The sequence below is a fragment of the Pseudomonas sp. SWRI111 genome (assembly GCF_014268555.1).
Classification (GTDB): Bacteria; Pseudomonadota; Gammaproteobacteria; order Pseudomonadales; family Pseudomonadaceae; genus Aquipseudomonas; species Aquipseudomonas hamedanensis.
On the sequence record NZ_JABWQQ010000042.1, the window covers coordinates 1 to 17875 of the forward strand.

At 59.7% G+C, this 17875-nt stretch carries 15 protein-coding genes and 1 pseudogene; 8 read left to right on the forward strand and 8 right to left on the reverse strand.

The window, feature by feature from the left end:
- Positions 1-200: 200 nt before the first annotated feature.
- Both HU755_RS26560 and HU755_RS26565 read right to left on the reverse strand, forming a co-directional pair.
- The gene (locus HU755_RS26560) at positions 201-1220 is read right to left on the reverse strand and encodes a helix-turn-helix domain-containing protein (protein ID WP_346655445.1); all 1020 of its coding nucleotides are present in this window, start codon (positions 1218-1220) and stop codon (positions 201-203) included.
- Positions 1221-1239: 19 nt separating this feature from the next.
- Positions 1240-2160: a LysR family transcriptional regulator gene (locus HU755_RS26565; RefSeq protein WP_186638159.1), complete on the reverse strand. Its 921-nt coding sequence runs from the start codon at positions 2158-2160 to the stop codon at positions 1240-1242.
- Between the two features lie 96 nt (positions 2161-2256).
- Here HU755_RS26565 and HU755_RS26570 point away from each other — a divergent pair, with 96 nt between their 5' ends.
- Complete coding sequence (locus tag HU755_RS26570; protein ID WP_186638160.1) at positions 2257-3099, forward strand: helix-turn-helix domain-containing protein; 843 nt, start codon at positions 2257-2259, stop codon at positions 3097-3099.
- Positions 3100-3136: 37 nt separating this feature from the next.
- On the opposite strand, the gene HU755_RS26575 is transcribed toward HU755_RS26570, so the two are convergent.
- Positions 3137-5110, reverse strand: coding sequence for an alkyl/aryl-sulfatase (locus tag HU755_RS26575; RefSeq protein ID WP_186638161.1), 1974 nt, complete (start codon positions 5108-5110; stop codon positions 3137-3139).
- Between the two features lie 137 nt (positions 5111-5247).
- On the opposite strand from HU755_RS26575, the gene HU755_RS26580 reads away from it, so the two are divergent.
- From HU755_RS26580 to HU755_RS26605, 6 genes are all read left to right on the forward strand, one after another.
- Complete coding sequence (locus HU755_RS26580) at positions 5248-5901, forward strand: ABC transporter ATP-binding protein (RefSeq protein WP_186638162.1); 654 nt, start codon at positions 5248-5250, stop codon at positions 5899-5901.
- Complete coding sequence (locus HU755_RS26585; RefSeq protein WP_186638163.1) at positions 5898-8369, forward strand: FtsX-like permease family protein; 2472 nt, start codon at positions 5898-5900, stop codon at positions 8367-8369. The genes HU755_RS26580 and HU755_RS26585 overlap by 4 nt, the downstream gene beginning before the upstream one ends.
- Entirely contained in the window at positions 8359-9426 is a 1068-nt protein-coding gene (locus HU755_RS26590) for a lipocalin-like domain-containing protein (protein WP_186638165.1), read from the forward strand. Before HU755_RS26585 ends, HU755_RS26590 begins: the two co-directional genes overlap by 11 nt.
- Positions 9427-9560: 134 nt before the next feature.
- Complete coding sequence (locus HU755_RS26595) at positions 9561-9803, forward strand: hypothetical protein (protein WP_186623724.1); 243 nt, start codon at positions 9561-9563, stop codon at positions 9801-9803.
- A gap of 11 nt (positions 9804-9814) precedes the next feature.
- The gene (locus tag HU755_RS26600) at positions 9815-10015 is read left to right on the forward strand and encodes a hypothetical protein (RefSeq protein WP_186638168.1); all 201 of its coding nucleotides are present in this window, start codon (positions 9815-9817) and stop codon (positions 10013-10015) included.
- Positions 10016-10102: 87 nt separating this feature from the next.
- A complete protein-coding gene (locus tag HU755_RS26605; protein ID WP_186638171.1) occupies positions 10103-10687 on the forward strand; it encodes a hypothetical protein in 585 nt (194 codons plus the stop codon).
- A 319-nt stretch (positions 10688-11006) separates the two neighbouring features.
- Here the strand turns inward: HU755_RS26605 and HU755_RS26610 are convergent, their stop codons facing one another.
- On the reverse strand, positions 11007-11834 hold the full coding sequence (locus HU755_RS26610; protein ID WP_186638192.1) for a glycosyltransferase family 2 protein: 828 nt from the start codon (positions 11832-11834) through the stop codon (positions 11007-11009).
- Between the two features lie 110 nt (positions 11835-11944).
- Positions 11945-12282: pseudogene (locus HU755_RS26615) on the reverse strand (RHS domain-containing protein); the annotation flags it as partial.
- Positions 12283-12445: 163 nt separating this feature from the next.
- Between HU755_RS26615 and HU755_RS26620 the strand changes: the two are divergent.
- A complete protein-coding gene (locus HU755_RS26620; protein WP_346655446.1) occupies positions 12446-13441 on the forward strand; it encodes an SUMF1/EgtB/PvdO family nonheme iron enzyme in 996 nt (331 codons plus the stop codon).
- A 33-nt stretch (positions 13442-13474) separates the two neighbouring features.
- On the opposite strand, the gene HU755_RS26625 is transcribed toward HU755_RS26620, so the two are convergent.
- The 3 genes from HU755_RS26625 to tssI form a co-directional block, all read right to left on the reverse strand.
- On the reverse strand, positions 13475-15979 hold the full coding sequence (locus HU755_RS26625) for a LysM domain-containing protein (RefSeq protein WP_186638174.1): 2505 nt from the start codon (positions 15977-15979) through the stop codon (positions 13475-13477).
- Positions 15980-15998: 19 nt separating this feature from the next.
- On the reverse strand, positions 15999-16832 hold the full coding sequence (locus HU755_RS26630; protein WP_186638176.1) for a DUF4123 domain-containing protein: 834 nt from the start codon (positions 16830-16832) through the stop codon (positions 15999-16001).
- The coding region (gene tssI, locus HU755_RS26635; protein WP_186638189.1) for a type VI secretion system tip protein TssI/VgrG at positions 16829-17875 on the reverse strand (1047 nt) is incomplete at its 5' end. The genes tssI and HU755_RS26630, both read right to left, overlap by 4 nt.

The window sequence follows — 17875 nt, forward strand, 5'->3', positions numbered from 1 at the left end:
TCTTGGAAGCATTGTCACGCCGCCGCGGGCGCCGGCGAGTGTGGCGGTTGGTCAGTAAGGTTCTGCGTTGAGGCGACTGGCCTCTTCGCTGGCAAGCCAGCTCCCACATTGTCCGCTGCTGACACAAAAATTTGTGGACAACCGTAGTCCCTGTGGGAGCGAGCCTGCTCGCGAAGGCGCCTGCACCGGCGGCGAGAATCTCAACCCTTGCAGAAGCGGGTTCGATACGCCCCCGGCGCACACCCCAACCAACGCGAACACGCGCGATTGAAACTCTGCACATCGCTGTAACCCAGCCGATCCGCCACCTCAACCAACTCCAGCACTCCAGCCTGCAACAGATCTTCGGCGCGGTAACGTCGGTAGTCATCAAGCAGTTCGGTGAACGTCCAGCCCAATGCCTTCAAACGCCGGGCGGCGGTGCGTTCGAGCAAGTGCCGGGTGGCGCAGAATTGTTTCCAGTCAGCGGTAGCCAGGTCAGCGATCAGATAATCGCTGAGCTGCTCCAGCAATGTCGCTTCACTGTGACGCCGGGTCTGTTCCAGCAGGTCGACCAGAGTTGTTTCCAACGCCTGATTGCCCGGCGTCAGTGGCACCGTGAACAGCTGCGGATCGAGATGAATTGTCGGATGCACTTGTCCGCCGAACACGGGGGCGCGAAAAACCCGCTCATGTTCCGCACTGCCGGCCGACACCAGTGCCACACCCAACACCGGATCACGGCCAAGACCGCTGGCCAGCAATTTGCGGCGCAGCAGGTTGCACAGGCTGACCAGGATGTAATCGATGAGCGCAGCCGGCGCACGAAGCGTGCCGACCTCAAGCAGACGCAACGCGACACCGCCGTCATCGCGCACAACCTGCGCAGTGAAATGGCCGTTGAAGAACGGAAAAAACTCCACAAAAAAAGCGCAGGCACGGTCCAGCGACACCGCGACATCGAACAGATACGTCAATCCGTTGGTGGCCGTGGAAACGAAGCGCTGGCCGGCCGCCAGACCCACCAGCGGGTCGGCGCTGTGTTCCACCGCAAAAGCCCAGAACCGCCGCGACTGCACCAGCGGAATGCGCATGAACGGCGTGCGCAAATCGAACAGGCTGCGATGCAGTTGCGCTTCAATGCTGCCCTGCGCAATGCCTCGTGCGAGCAGCTCCTCGATGGCCGGCAGTAAGGTCGGTGCGTAAAAGGCATTGGCGGGTGGTGGCGAGAGGTCGGTCATGTCAGCACGAGTCATAAAGTCAGCAGTTGGCCGCGAGCAGGCGTTGGTCCACGGTCAGGATCGCCTCGATCATTGCCCGCGCCGCTGGCGTCAGGGAATAGCCGGCCCGGCTGACGATGCCGTAACCCAGTTGCAAGGCTGGGTCGTCGTGGGGGATGTCGACGAATTCGAGCAACGCGATCAAGCCCTGATCGAGCTGTTCGCGCAGGGCTTCCAGCGTTGCCAGACCCACCGCATCGGAGCGCAGCACCACGCGCTGGATCGCATCGAACTGCGCGCATTCGACGCTAGGATTGAAGTCCGCCTCACCGAGGATATCGGCGAGGACTTTGCGGATCATCGGCGGAATGCGCGTGCCGACAATCGGGTAATCGAGCAGGGCGCGCAACGGCAGGTCCGTCTGCGCGGTGAGCGGGTGGCCGGCGCGGCAGAAAAAGCGTCCCGGTCGCGTGCGCAGTAAGTGCACTTGATACTGCGGATCGTTGACGAAGTGACGCGCATCCGCCACAAAAAATTCGATCTGCTGCTCACGCAACCACAATGACAATTGCTGCCAGTCGCCCTGATGAAAGCGCGTGTGAATCGCCGGGTGCGCCTGAATGAAGGCCGCCAGCGCTTCCGGCACCAGCACCTGCGCGGGATAGGGGCCGCAGCCAAATTGCAGTTCGCCGCCGGTGAGGCCGTTGTATTGCGTCAGTTCGTTGTGCAGGGCCTGACTGCCGGCCAGCATGCGCCGCGCATGTTGCAACACCAGTTCGCCTTGTCCGGTGAGGCGAAATTCGCGGTTGCTGCGTTCGACCAGCACACAGTCGAGGTCGCGCTCCAGGGTTTGAATGCTGCGGCTGAAGGCCGGCTGGCTGAGGTTGCTCGCTTCGGCGGCGCGGCCAAAGTTGCGGCAGTCGGCGAGGGCGATCAGGTGCCGAAGCTGGCGAAGGTCCATCATGCGTCTCCTGCATTTTGCGGATACTTTTAATGCATTGGATCGATAGCACGTCGGCTGGCATAAGTACACGCCTGTCTGTCGATGACCGCCGCCATGTCCCATCCTCTCTTCGCTTCCAGTGCCTTTACCCGCACGATTGTCAGCCATGCCCGGCAGTCCGGGTTGTGCGCGCAAACGCTGCTGGCACGGGCCGGAATCTGCCCTTCGATGCTCGCTGTTCAGTCACAGACCATCGCCGCAGAGGCGGTCGAGCGCCTGTGGCACGCGTGCGAATTGGCAGGGGCGAGACGGACATTTGGTTGTGAACTGGTGAGCGGGATGACGACCGACAGCCTACAAGGCCTGAACATTCTGCTCGACTCGGCGGCGAGCTTGCGCGCCAGCCTCGACTGCTTAATCACGTGTCTGCCAAGGGTGATCAATTACGTCGCGGTCGATCTGCAGGAGTCAGCCGACTTCGCGCGTTTGCACCTGCGCCCGTTGCAGGGGCCGATTCATCATTTTGCGCAAGATGCGGCGACGATCGCCTTGGTGCGCAACATCGCCGCCCGGCTGGGCAAGGAGCCGGCGCAGGTGTTCAGCCGCGTTGCCCTGGGCCCGGCGCAGGCGGCCGGGGCCTGGCTGCGCGAGGCGGGAATTGCCATCGAACAGGGTTCGCACCTGTGCCTGACGTTGCATCGTGCAAGCCTCGATGCGGTGTTGATCGGCGCCAACCCGTTTGTGCACCAGAGCATGCTGCGCCATTGGCACGCCGCCGGCGCTGAACCCCCGCGCCACGACAGCCTGACGCTGGCGCGACACTGGCTGACGGCGGGCGATCAACCGATCGAACGGATTGCCGAACGGCTCGGCTACCGTCAGCCGAGCAACTTTATTCGCGCATTTCGCAAGCAGTTCGGGATTACCCCGAAGCAGTTCCGCCTGCATCCTGTATAAGGGCGGCTGCCCCCGGCCTTTCGACAAGGGGCGCGGCTCAAGGCGTGACGATATTGAATTGCGGCCCGAACGTATCGAGGCTGCCCATCAACAGCGCAAACTTCTGGCCGTTGCCCTGCAATTTGACCAGACCTTTTTGCATTGCCGTCGGGAAATCCAGCTGCTTGAGGCTGATCTTTTCCAGCGTGTCCCGGCTCAGGCTGACACCGGCATCGGCCGTCGGATTCAGCCCGGCCCGGTGCGTCAGCACGCCGTTGCGCAGGGTCAGGTTGAAATCCTTTTGCACGTCCTCGAACGTCCAGTTCAGGGTCAGGTCATGGGCGACGGCTTTGTCGCTGTCCAGGCGCACCGCCAGGTAATCGAAGAACATCTCCGGGCTCATGGCCCGGACCATGTCCACCGACACGGTGTTGGCCGATTGAGGCGGCACACCGTTGCGCAGTTCCATGGCGCCGGTCAGGTACATGTTGCGCCAGGTGGCGTTCTCGCTCTGATAACCCAATTGCTCCAGCGCCTCGGCCTGAAGCTTGCGCGCGCTGGCATTGTCCGGCTCGGCGAACAGCAGTTGGTTGCCCAGTTGCGCGGCCCAGCGATACTCCGCGCTGGCGATGGCAGTGCGCATTTTTTCCAGCACGGCCGCGCCGCCGCCCATGGCCTCGACAGTGCGTTTGGCAGTGTCCGCTGGCGGCAGCGGATTGAGGTTGGCCGGGTTGCCGTCATAGAAGCCCATGTAGCGCTGATACACCGCGCGGGTATTGAAACTCAGCGAACCGTAGTAGCCGCGGGTGTACCACTTCTGGTCGAGCGCGCCCGGCAGCTTCTTGATCGTGTCGGCAATTTCCAGCGGCGTCAGGCCCTGGTTGAGCAGGTGCAAGGTGCGGTCGTTGATGAACGCATACATGTCGCGCTGATCGGCGAGCAAAGTACGAATCCGCTCGCCGCCCCAGGTCGGCCAGTTGTGCTGGGCGAACATCACGTCGGCCTTGTCGCCGTAGCGCACCAGGCTGGCGTCCAGGTATTGCGACCACGCCTTGGCATCGCGCACTTGCGCGCCACGCGGGGTGAGAATGTTGTGCATCATCTGCGTGGCGTTTTCAGCCATGCACAGCGCTTTCAGTCCTGGCAGATACAGGTTCATTTCCGCCGGCGCTTCGGTGCCCGGGGTCAGTTGAAATTCGACTTGCAGGCCGGCGATGGTGCGGGTTTCCAGCGGCTCGGCGATCAGATCGGTGGGCGGGATAAGCGTGACTGTTCCTCCGCTGGGCGCGCTCTTGCCCAGGCCGGCATCGACCTGACCCTTTTCGCTGCGCGGCAACAGGCTGCCGAACTGATATTGCGCGCGGCGACTCATGGCGTTGCCGGCCATGACGTTCTCGCTCATCACGTGTTCCATGAAACCGACCGGTGCGTATACCTTGACCTTGCCGGCCTTGACGTCCGCCTCGTCGATCACCCCGCGCACCCCACCAAAATGGTCAACATGGGTATGGCTGTAAATCACCGCGACCACCGGTTTGTGCGGGCGGTTGGCGTAGTACAGATCCAGCGCGGCCCTGGCCGTTTCGGCCATGGTCAGCGGGTCGATGATGATCAGCCCGTCGTCACCCTCGATGATGGTCATGTTGGCCAGATCGAGGCCGCGCACCTGATACAGCTTCGGGCTGACTTCGAACAAACCGGCGTGGGCGTTGAGTTGCGCCAGTCGCCACAGGCTCGGGTTGACCGAGGCTGGCGCCTTGTCGCTGGCGAGAAAATCGTAAGCGTGGGTGTTCCAGATAACCTTGCCGGCGGCATCCTTGATCTGGCCTTTGAACGGGGCGATCAGGCCTTTGCTGACCGACTCGAAATCGGTGCGGTCGCTGAAGGGCAGGGTTTGCAGAACGGCGGCGTTGCGGGTGGCGGTTTGTGTGCTGGGCGTAACCGGCCCGTCGCTGGCGAATACCGCCTGGCTCAGGCTGGCGGTGATCAGGCAGGTCAACAGGCCGCGAGGGCTCAAACTGAAACGGGGCATGGTGTCTCCGGTTGTTATCGTTATGGCTCGGACACCTCGCAGGGTAGAGCAGCGTGCATGGACGGCGTTGATCGTCAGCGGACAAAAACCATTCAGGGCCGCTATCCTAGGGCCAGGTCCATTGATCGGGTTTGCTCATGCTTGAGGTTCGCGACGTTTTCAAAAGCTATGCCACGCCGCAGGGGCCGTTGCCCGTGCTGCAAGGTGTCGACCTGACCCTGCAAGCCGGCAGCAGCCTGGCGCTGATGGGGGAATCGGGCAGTGGCAAAAGCACCTTGTTGCATCTGATTGCGGGTCTCGACAAGGTCGACCGCGGCAGCATTCGCAGCGGCGAGCATCGGCTTGAAGAAATGAACGAAGCGCAACTGGCGCACTGGCGGCGCACGGAAATCGGCCTGGTGTTTCAGCAGTTCAACCTGATCGGCAGTCTGCGCGTCGAGGACAATCTGGCGTTTCAGGCGCGTCTGGCCGGGCGTCACGAGCCGCGCTGGCAGGCGCATCTGGTGCAGCGCCTGGGGCTGACGGATTTGCTCAAGCGCTATCCTGAACAACTTTCCGGCGGCCAGCAGCAACGGGTCGCGCTGGGCCGGGCGCTGGCGTCGCAGCCGAAATTGCTGCTGGCCGATGAACCGACCGGCAGCCTCGATGAAGCGACCAGTGATGAAGTGCTGCGCTTGTTGCTCGAACTGCTCGACGACACGCCGACGACCTTGCTGATGGTCACTCACAGTCAACGTGTCGCGGCCCGCTTGGCGCAACGGCTGGTATTGACCAACGGGCGGCTGGCGTGAGAGTGCTGCGCCAGACACTCCGTGCGCTGCTGAGCCACTGGCGGCGCCATCCGGTGCAATTTTTCAGTGTGCTGACTGGATTGTGGCTGGCGACCAGCCTGTTGACCGGTGTCGAGGCGTTGAACAGTCAGGCGCGCGACAGCTATGCACGGGCCAGTCAGATGATCGGCGGCGAACCTCAGGCCAGTCTCAGTACGCCGAACGGAGCGCTGTTCCCCCAGCGCTGGTTCATCGAACTGCGCCGACAAGGCTGGCCGGTGTCGCCAGTATTGCAGGGCCGCTTGCAGCTCAAGGGTCACGAAGACCAGCGTCTGCAGTTGATGGGCATTGAACCAGTGTCGCTGCCGGCGGATTCGGCTGTGGCCGGGCAGGCGATGCCGATCGAGCGAGTCGTCGAATTCTTCACGCCGCCGGGCAGTACCTGGATTTCCCCCGAGACCTTGCAGATGCTCGGTTTGCGCGAGGGCGATACGCCGCCAACCGCAGGCGGCCAGAACCTGCCTCCACTGCTGGCGCAAAAAGACATGGCGCCGGGCCTGTTGCTGGTCGACATCGGCGTGGCGCAGGCCCTGCTCGAACAACCGGGGCAACTCTCACGGTTGTTGCTGCCCAAGGATTTTCACGGTGAATTGCCGGCGCACCTTGGCGCGCAGTTGCAACTCAAAAGCAGCGGCGAGGAAAACAATCTGGCGCGGTTGACCGAGAGTTTTCACCTCAATCTGGATGCTTTGGGATTTCTCTCCTTCGTGGTCGGTTTATTCATTGTCCACGCGGCTATTGGCCTTGCGCTGGAGCAGCGCCGGGGCTTGCTGCGGACCTTGCGCGCCTGCGGCGTCAGTGCGCGAATGCTGATCGGCTGCCTGACCATCGAGTTGGGAATGCTGGCGCTGATTGGCGGGCTGTTCGGTGTGATCAGCGGCTATTGGCTGGCCAGCGTCTTGCTTCCGGATGTCGCCGCCAGCCTGCGCGGCCTTTACGGCGCAGAGGTGGCGGGGCAGTTGCGGTTGAGCCCCTGGTGGTGGTTCAGCGGCATCGGATTGAGCCTGCTTGGCGCATTGCTGGCCGGGGCCAACAGCCTGCTGCGGGCGGCGCGTCTGCCGTTACTGGCGGTGGCCGATCCGCAGGCGTGGCATCAGCAATACGCGCGCTGGTTGCGCCGGCAGGGTTGGCTGGCCGCGGTGTTGTTGGCCGTTGCGTTGCTGGCGCTGATCTGGGGTGACAGCCTGGGCAGCGGTTTCGTCCTGATGGCGGGGCTGTTGCTCGGCGCCGCGCTGGCCCTGCCGGTGCTGCTCAGTGCGCTGCTGAACCCTTTGCTCGGGCGCAGTCGCTCGGTGCTGGGGCAATGGTTTCTTGCCGACTGCCGCCAGCAATTGCCGGCCCTGAGTCTGGCCTTGATGGCGCTGCTGTTGGCACTCGCCGCCAACATCGGCGCGGGCAGCATGACCGCCGGCTTCCGTCAGACTTTCAACGATTGGCTCGAGCAACGCTTGAGCGCCGAGTTGTACATCAATCCCGCCAACCCGGCGCAGGCCCGCAAAATGCACAGCTGGTTGCAGCAGCAACCGAACGTGCAGGCAGTGCTGCCCAACTGGCAAGTCTCGGTGACGCTGCAAGGCTGGCCGGCGGATGTCTACGGCATCATCGATCATCCGCACTATCGCCAGCACTGGCCGCTGCTCGACAGCAGCGGCGGCGATCCCTGGGGGAAACTGGCGACGGATGATGCGGTGATGCTCAGCGAGCAACTGGCCCGGCGCCTGAAATTGCGCGCGGGCGAGCATCTGACGATTCCCACGCCCAACGGCACATGGTCGCCGCGCATCGTCGGCATCTACGCCGATTACGGCAATCCCAAGGGGCATGTGCTGATCAGTAGCCATCACCTGCTGCGCGGCTGGCCGCAGCTGACGCCGAATCGCTTCAATCTGCGTATCGATCCGTCGAATATTCCAACGTTGCTGAAGGCCTTGCAGGCACGCTTTGAACTCGATGACAGCCGCATCGTCGATCAGGCGCAACTCAAGGGCTGGTCGGTGCAGGTTTTCGAACGCACCTTTGCGGCCACGGCGGCGCTGAACAGCCTGACCCTCGCGGTGGCAGGGGTCGCGCTGTTCATCAGTCTGTTGACGCAGAGCCAGAGCCGCCTCGGCCAACTCGCACCCCTGTGGGCGTTGGGCGTAACGCGCAAGCAGTTGATGCTGCTCAACCTTGGCCAGACCTGGTTGCTGGCGGTGTTGACGCTGGTGTTGGCGCTGCCCCTGGGGATCGCCCTGGCGTGGTGCCTGGATGCGGTGATTAATGTGCAGGCGTTTGGCTGGCGTCTGCCGTTGCGGGTATTCCCGTTGCAGCTTATGCAACTGATGGGCCTGGCCTTGCTGGCCACTTTGCTGGCTTCGGCATGGCCGCTGTATTCGTTGTACCGCACGCAACCGGCAGACTTGCTGAGGACTTTTGCCCATGAGGATTAAGCGCGTCGCGCTGATAATCGCGCTGTTGCTGGGCGGCTGCGATCAACCGGCGACCGAGCAGAAAGGCTTCGCCGGCATGGGCGATCAGGCGCAATCCTTCACCCCGGTGGTGCCCGGTCGGGTGTTCAGTTTCCCCGCCGATCACGGCGCGCATGATGGTTTTCGCATCGAATGGTGGTACGTCACCGCCAACCTCAAAGACCCGCAGGGCCACGATTTCGGTGTGCAATGGACGCTGTTTCGCAGCGCGCTCAAACCGGGGGCGGAGCAAACTGGATGGGGCAGTCAGACCGTCTGGCTGGGACACGCGGCGATCACCTCCGGCGCGGTGCATCACGCCGCCGAACGGTACGCCCGTGGCGGCGTAGGGCAGGCCGGGGTGCAACTGGCGCCGTTCGAAGCGTGGATCGACGATTGGCGGTTTGCCAGCCAAGCGCCGGACCCGTTGAGCGAGATGCAGCTCAGCGCGCGTGACAAGGCCTTCAGCTATCAACTGCGGCTCACCTCCAGCCGTCCGCTGGTGCTGCAAGGCGACAAGGGCTTCAGTCAGAAATCCGAAGAGGGCCAGGCCTCGTATTACTACAGTCAGCCGTTCTTCCACGCCAACGGCACACTGCAAATTGACGGCCAGACCTACACCGTCAGCGGTCCGGCGTGGCTCGACCGCGAATGGAGCAGCCAGCCGCTGACCGCCAACCAGACTGGCTGGGACTGGTTTTCCCTGCACCTGGACAGCGGCGAACACGTGATGCTGTATCGCATGCGCCAGAAGGACGGTGCGCCGTATCTCACCGGCACCTGGATCGCTGCCGACGGGCAGATCGAAACCCTGCGCAGCGAGCAAATTACGCTCACCCCGCAAGACACCGCCAAGGTCGCCGGTCGCCCGATGCCGGTGAAGTGGACAATCGACATTCCCGACAAACACTTCACCATCAGCGTCGATGCACTCAACCGCAACGCCTGGATGAATCTGCGCATTCCGTATTGGGAGGGCCCGGTGAAAATCAGCGGCAGCCACCCCGGCCAAGGCTATCTGGAAATGACCGGTTATTAACGGCTGACGCCGCTTCCCTGTGGGAGCGAGCCTGCTCGCGAGGACGCCAGTTGCTCCACCGCTTACTCAACCGCCCGGAACTCTCCCTCCCGCAAAAGGCTCTACCCGCAAACCACCACTTTCCGGACCCAGCCATGAGCGACGACCTGCAACCCCCAGACCTCAACACCTGGCAACGGCTGTTCGACGATCAAACCCTGTGGCAGCAGTCCCCTGACGCGCACTATTTCGATCTGCAACGCATCGCCGACGACCTGCTCGGCCAAGGCGCCATCGACCTGGAACAATGGCAATTGCTGCGCGCCAAAGCCGACGATCTGCACAACCACACACCCGAGGTCAATGTCGCCCGCGAACTGGACGACCCCGAAGCCTGAGGACCCTCCCCATGAACAAAACCGTGAGTCAGAACGACAACCCCGACGAACCTCGCCCGGCCGGCGAAACCGAACGCGACAATGACGCCTTGCGCCCGACCGATCCCAAGCAACGCGAGAGCAGTAGCAAGGGCACGCCGAGCGGTGAATCCACCGCCCAGGAAGCTGCGTCGCCACACACCCGCGGACCACAAACCCAAGTCAAGCCCTGAACAGCGTCTATGCTCACTGGCACGCCCACCGCTGAAATCGATTCGGCGGCGGGCGCTGCCATTTTCATCACAGGGAAAGTAATGCTTATGAAGCTCGACGCACTGGCCAAGGCCATCACCCTCGCTACGCTCCTTTCTACTGCCAGCTTCGGCGTCTGGGCCGCCGACATTCCGCTGTCGGCCACCATCGAAGCCGATGCCGTTACCACCAAAGTGCTTGCCGTCGACCCTGCCAAGCATCAAGTGGTGCTTGAAGGTCCAGAAGGCCGCCAGGTTCACGTTCAACTCTCCGACAAGGCGAAAAACCTGGGCAATCTCAAGGTGGGCGATCTGGTCAAGATCGAGGTCCAGCGTTCCGTCGCTGCGTATCTGGACACCGACGTGGATAAAGGTCTGCCGGGCACCACCGAGCGCACCGGCGAACTGCGCAAGGCACCGGGTAGCGACAACCCGGGTGGCGAGGCTTACCGTCAGGTTCAGGTGCAACTTAAAATCAGCAAAATTGATTTGAAGACTCATCAGGTCACCCTCGAAAATCCGTCCGGACAATCGAAGACGCTCGACGTAAAGAAGCCTGAAATCCAAGCCAGGCTGAAAGATTTGAAAGTAGGGCAGAGCGTTATTGTCACTTACACCGATATCCTGAAAGTGACCAGTCAGCATGAGAGTTGAGCATTAGCTCTACAATATGATTGTTCTTGTACAACGTTATGTATGAGAACAATCATATAAAAGTATCTGTCAGAAGTTTCCCGGTAAATATCGACGAACACAGTTTTTAACTTTTCAGTTCATAAATTTCATGTTCGGGCATGCGACATATTGGCCAATATCCATTAAAATCCATGCCGTTCGCCCAGTGTCAGGGCTCTTTACCGGTGCATGGATTGCCAGGCCATTACACTGGGCGAACACCTCCTTGGCGGCAAATGTATACAAAATTTTAGAACAAAAAGGGCGACTCGAAAGTCGCCCTTTTTGTTACCGGATATCATATGGAAGCGTGCATGCCGGACTTGCCGTGCTGTCCCTGCACCCGCTTGAGGGTCGCCTGATACATCTTTGTACGGCGGTGATCCTTGCCGTAGGTGCCCGCCGCCGCGACGGTGCCGGCCTGGATATGATCCAGGTAGCGAAAAATTTTTCGTGGCGAGAGAAATTTGATGCCGTAGCCCAAATCGACCATTCGATCCTGCAAGGTATAGCCCGGCACCCGATCGTCCATGCAAAAGTGCAGACCTTGCGATTTCATCAAACGCGCATTCCACAACGTGCAGAAACTTTTCAAATGAGTTTCTTTATAAGGTCGTGGTTGTTTGGAACGCAGGCCCCATTGCAGTTTTACCCGTCGTACATGGTGCTTGCAGAATCGCGAAGTTAAACGCCACGTATCACGCAGCCATCCACGATCAAGTTGCTCGACACAACCAACGGCCGCCATGTCTGCAGTTTTCGTACATTCGCGCATCATCATTGCGAACACTTGCATGTCGTACACAAACGTGTCGGTGTGCAGCAGGAACAAGTAATCGGTCTCGACTTTCTCCAATGCCAGATCCAGCGCCTTGCCATGGGCAATATGACCCGCTTCCTTGCCCGGCGAAGGACGCTCGATCAGGTTGATCCAGTCCAGCGAGCGCAAGTAATCGAGGCTGTCATCCGCCGAATCGTTGTCCACCACCCATACCGGAATGCGCTGCGCCTGCACGTGCTCGCGTAGTAACTCCAGACACATGCGGGTGATGTCTGCGGTTTTGTAATTGACCAGGACGAGGCTGAAGTTGGGTTGCTGCTGGGTGGGTTGATCAAAGGCGTTCATGTCGGAGGGACTCATCTACGGCTCAAGACGACAGGGTTCATGGGCCGGGATGCTAGCGGGGGAAGCTTAGGTGAAGCTTAATTTTGAGGGAGCACGGGGCATGTGACGACGTAGGCGCGGTACTTCGCCGACCACATGATCTCGCCGCTGTAGTCGGTCAGTTCCTGCGGCGTGCCGAGGTGATCGAGTTGGTAGTAGAACGGGGCCGCTTTTAATGGGCCTTCGCCGTCGAGCATTACCAACGGGCGGAAGCTGCCCGGTTCGTAGATGTAGCTGCGGTAGCGGTTCTCGCCGCTTTCGGCGATCAGGCGCTCGCCTTGCCAGAGGAATTCAGTGGTGCGGCCGTCGACGGTTTTCTCGATGCGACGGCCGAAGGCGTCATATTTGTAAACTGCGGTGCTGCCACCGGTAGGCTGACGCCGATCAAGCGGTGCTGGCAGTCGTAGCGATCCATTTGGCCTTTGGGTGCTGGGACAGGGCAAGGAAATGGCCGATCACTAAATGGTCCCCGGCAAATGTCGTCGGATGTAGGTATGACGGACTCGTATTTTGTAGTCTTGTCTCGCGATGGTATGTTTGGCTTTTGACGAACCTTTATAAGGATATTGCCTGTGTTACGTCAGTTTGTGCTTGCCCTTCCTGCCTTGATGCTCTTGGTCGGCTGTGAGGCTGAATCGGGTCCGCTGCCAGCTAGCAAAACCTTGTCGCCCGAAAAGGTGGCTTCCATCGCAGCGACCGTCAAGACGAAATATCCTGATCTTTCTGCCGAGCTTCGTGACAAGGTTCTCAATACCGTGGTGCAGTCGATTGACAACATGGTCTTTGTCGAAGGCGGCCAGTTTGATATGGGCGACTTTGGCTGGATTTGTGAATACGATGAAAAGGATGTTTGTATCTGGCCTTGCGGGCAGGAGCCGGAGCAGCTTTGTAATATCAGTCGTGACGGTAATGATGATTTTGTGCATCCGGTTAAATTGAGTTCGTATTATATTTCTAAGTATCAAACTACTATTGGCGAATTTGATTTATTTTTTTCTACGCAAGGCAGGAAGCTGTTCGACGCCGAATATCGCGAGAGAGCGGATTTAAAGAGCATGTACACTTCCAAGCTGCCAGCACCGACGAAGCACTGGCAGGAGGCGAAGGATTTTTGTAAGTGGGTGGGCGATTTGAGTGGTTATCCGGTAGATCTTCCAACTGAAGCCCAGTGGGAGTTCTCTGCACGTAATCGCGGATTACATATACTTTTTCCGACGAGCAACGGAAGTCTGAATTTTGGTAAAAACTTTCCCGTTGAGGGGGAAGGTGGGACGTTTGCGGTGGATCGATTTCCACCAACCCCTCTGGGTCTTTTTAACTTGGCTGGGAATGCGACGGACTGGGTAAATGATTGGTACGATAAAAATTATTATAAAGAATCTCCCGTTGATGATCCGCAAGGACCAGATTCCGGCACACAAAAAGTAAGACGAGGTTCCAATTATCCGGAGGCCCCTTTGTCAGCTGCACCGATTGTACGACGCTGGCCTGATAATCCAGACCAGGACGCCTACTATCCTGGGACTGGATTCCGTTGTGCAGTCCAAACGGGCGAACCGCTTAGATGATAATAAAGACAAAGGCGCTATAGGCGCCTTTGTTCAAGCCAGACCGTCGAAGTGGTTGCTACGCCTGGCTGCCATCAGAGTTTGCTCTTTGCGCCAAGCTAAACCGGGCATCCATGCAATTGCTCCATAAGCTTGCGTCGCTGAATCAATATTAACCGCCAACGTCCCGATGAAACGGTTAAACTGTTGTTGCTCTGCGCCATCAAGTAAAGAGTTTAAGCGGTTCAGACTGTCCATGGCGCTAACTTTGCTGCCATCCTTGGAGCAGTGTTCCAAGACTTCGGTGAAATGCTTCCAGCTACGTAAGTGCGAAAGAAGAAGAACGATCGCTTTTTCTTGATCCTCAGCCCATGACTCTACAAAGCTCTCAGTTAACAAGTGAAGCATGGGGCCGATTGTCTCGGGTGGAAGCAACTGCAAGGGTATGGTTTTTTTGTTGATGTTAATCGATTGATTGCTCAGTAAGTATTTGGCAAGGCGTTGGGCCTCTTGTTTTGTGGCTTCGCGCCTTTTCCACCATAACGACATCTTGCTGAAACCGCCTTCAAATGCCTCAGTCACTGATTGTCCAGGGTTTGTTGCGATTTTAAACAGGCCCGCTGCCATGTATTGAAAAGCCTCTTTAGTCACTGCCAACTGGTAATGAAAATCGGCCTTTGAAAGTGCATTGCAAAACACGTAAATCAGATCGCCGATCTTCTCCAGGTCCACCGACGTACCAAACCCACCCCCCGCCCCAGGTCCAAATACCAAGCTGGCTTTACAGTTGATCGCCAAACGGTCCGCATTGATCTCAATGCCAAAATCAAAACTAGCCCCAATACCCAGCGCCGCGTTCCCTTCAGCCTTGATCTCGACCAGGCTCGACCAGTCCGTGCTGCCACTGTCGTTCGCCTGTCCCGCGACGATCTTGCCAACCCCTTGCTTGGTCGAATCCAGCCACTTCAGCGTGCCGGTGACGGTGCCGCCGCCCTGCACGCCGGCAAAGGCGTTGCCTTTCAGTCCCAGGCTGCCGCCGCGTTTTTTGTCCACGGCCATGTCGGGCGGGCTTAGCAGAGCTGTTGCCCCGGAGGCTTCGACTTCCTTGGGTTTGTACTGGGCTTTGACGCCAGCTTGGCCTTGGGCCGTCGCGCCAGCGAAACACGATAGCTCGACCTTGCCGTCGAGGCGGAAGATGCCGATGTCGCTGACGACTTCCTTGCCTTCGGCATTGCGGTACGGCATGCGCACCACGTAACCGCCCTGATCCGGAAAGTAACTCTTCAGCGCTATCGAGCCTTCGGCCAGCGAGATGGCGGCGCTGGCTTTGACGCCGACTTCGACGTTGCCTTTGCCGGGCTCCCAGCTGTTGATGCCGGCGCTGGCCGTGGCGGCGAAGCGGAAGGCGTGGGCCTCGGCCGATACGGCGTATTTGGCCGAGTCGGCTTCGTTGGATGTCCACGAGCATTCTTTATGCAGAGCGTTGAGCAGGTTGTCGTCCTTACTCGTCCATGAAGTGAACTTGGCCTCGAGGCTGCCCAGCGGGCTGGTTTTGCGGCCATCGCTGACAGCCGTGCGAATGTCCTTGATCAAATCCTTGGCCAGATTTTTATCCAGCGGTTTGCCACGCATCACCGTGGTTGGCACTTTGACCCGCCAAGTGAATTCTTCTCGCGTGCGCACCGGAATGTAATGGCGTCGGGTCGGATCGCTGAAGGAGATGTACTCGACAACGGTGATGCCGGTTTTGACCTGCTTGCCTTTTTGCGTCTCGGTGCCTTTGCCTTTGCCGTGCTTGAGATCAGGTGCTGCGCTGTTAGCACTGGTGGAGCTGTCGCCAGCCTCGGCTTTGCCTTGCGCGGCGATGCGGGTGCGCAGCGATTGAATCTCGGCGTTCAGTTCAGCGACTTTTTTGGCGCGCAAGCCTTCCCAGTTGGTTTCCAGATAGCTGCCTTCAAAAGCCGGCTGGGGCGTGTAACGCTGATACCAATCGCGGGCCTTCTGCACGGTAACCAATTGGCCTTGCAGGTCTTCCTTGCGCTCGATGACAGCTTTCGGTTTTGCCACAACCGGAGGCGAGCGCTGCAGCAGCCCGGCTTCTTCAGCCTTGGTGTTCCAAGCATCCTTGACGCAGCGTGTGCAGGTGCAACTGGCTTGCGGATCTTTAGTCTTGGCGCACAGCCTGGCTTCGGTCGCCTTGGCGAGATTCTGGTGCAGCTCGTCCATGAGTTTTTTGACGAGGTCGGATTGCTTCTGCAGCTCTTTCGACTCTTTTTCCGTCAGCACGTAAAAGTGCTCGTCGCCGGTGATGTGGATGACGTCGACCAGTTCATCCTTGCATTCGACTGCGCCTTTGACGGCTGTGGTGCTCTTGTTCTCGGCGTGTTTCGGCGGCGGCAAAACCTTGGCTGCCGGCAATTGCAGCGCCCATCCAGGCTTGATGTGGTTGGGGTCGGTGATGATCGGATTCAGCGCTTGTAGATCGGCCACGGAGCATTTGTTGGCGGCGGCAATGCTGCCAAGAGTGTCGCCGCTCTTAACGGTGTAGGTGGTGCTCATTGCTCATCGTCCTTGTGATTCACAGGCTTTCCAGTTGAGTCAGCTTGTCGCCGAGCGCTATGTCGTCACGCGCGAGCAGCTCGGTGGCGGGCGGCTGCTTCCAGAATCGGTCGCCACGCTGGATCGCTACGCGAAGCCAGCGCTCCTGATCGGCCATTTGCTCGTAGCCCGTATCTTTTGCCGCCAGTAGCTGGCGATGAACGAACTCGACGCGGTCATCCGTCGGAAGAACCTCGCGGTAATCGTCCGCGAAGCGCATGGCGATGACTCTGAGCCGGCCCTGTTCGATCAAGGCCTGACGTTCTTCGCCCACGTATAGCCATGCCGGTGGCTGCTTGGCCGTCGGCGGGGTGTGAGGAGGTTTTGCGTAGAAGCGCCAGCCAATCTCGTTACGCCATGCCAGCGCGCTGAACGGCCCCATGAACTGTGCTCTTTCGGTCTCGTCGAGTGCAAACAGCAACGGTTCGAGCCAGCGCGGATCGAAGAAGCGCATCATCTGTTGCGGTTCTTCATCGGTGCGCACGGTCAGCAAGCTGCGCCAGTGTTCCACGCCCTGATCCAGCAAAGCGGAGTCGCTTAACCAGGCGACGCAACCTGCATCAGACTGCTCCAGCAAAGTGCTGACGTAGGGAGCAACGGTTTGCCTCTCCGGATACAGGACGACGTATGGGCCTGCTGGTTGCAAGTCTGCGTAGGGGGTATTGGTGAACAGTGGAAGGCAGCTGGGGCGGTACTGTTCGTCACTCTGGAACAAGTGACTGAGCAGATCCGCATCAAAGCTTCTGTCCAGAATCAGACACATCGCGCCTGTCGTCGTGGACTGTTTGAACGGCGATTCGATGGAATTAATCATGCCGACGCACCGGGTTGGTGGATCGGGCAATGACCGCTCGCATCCAGATGACATGAAGGAGTGGGCAGCAAGACGCCCGCCTTCGATTGAGCCTTGAACGAACCGAGCGAAGGTTTCACTACCTGCCCAGCCTTATCTGCATCAGCCTGTTTTAAAGGCCCCGGCATCAACGGCGCAGCGCCAGTCCCACTGCCCGGGCTACCGCCGGAGTTCATGTTGATCACCGGCCCGCTCATCGTCACGCCGCCGGCATCGATCTTGATAAAGCTGCCGCCGCCCATCAGGGTCAGTTCCGCGCCGGCCTCCATCACCACTTTCATGCCGCTGCTGAGGTGGATTTCCTGGCCGGCGTCGATGAACTGGCCGGTGCCGATCTTGATGTGCTGGTTGACGCCAACGGTGAGGTGGTCGTTGGCGCGGGTTTCGACTTTGCGGTCGGCGTAGACGGTGTGGTGTTCTTCGGCTTTGAATTCCGTGTAGCTGTTCTTTTCCACGGTGTCGTGGCGTTCGTTGCCGACGCGGATTTTCTGGTCGTGCTCGATGTTTTCGTCCCAGTCGCGCTGGGCGTGCAGGTAGATCTGTTCCTGACCTTTTTTGTCTTCGATGCGCAGTTCGTTGTAGCCGCCACCGCCCATCGAACTCAGGGTCTTGAAGGTGCTGCGGGTTTTGTTCGCCGGCAGTGCGTAGGGGACGGTGTTTTCCTTGTGGTACAGGCAGCCGCTGATCAGCGGTTGATCGGGGTCGCCTTCAAGGAAAGTCACCAGCACTTCCATGCCGATGCGCGGAATGGCGATGCCGCCGTATTGGGCGCCGGCCCAGGCGCTGGAGACGCGCAGCCAGCAACTGGTCTTGTCGTCGGCCTGGCCTTCACGGTCCCAGTGGAACTGGACTTTGACGCGGCCGTATTCGTCGCAGTGGATTTCTTCGCCTTTCGGGCCGGTGACGACTGCGCTCTGGCTGCCGAGAATGCGTGGTTTCGGGTGGCGCAGGGGCGGGCGGTTGGGCACGTCCCATGGCGTGGCCTGAAAGCGGTTGCGGTAGCC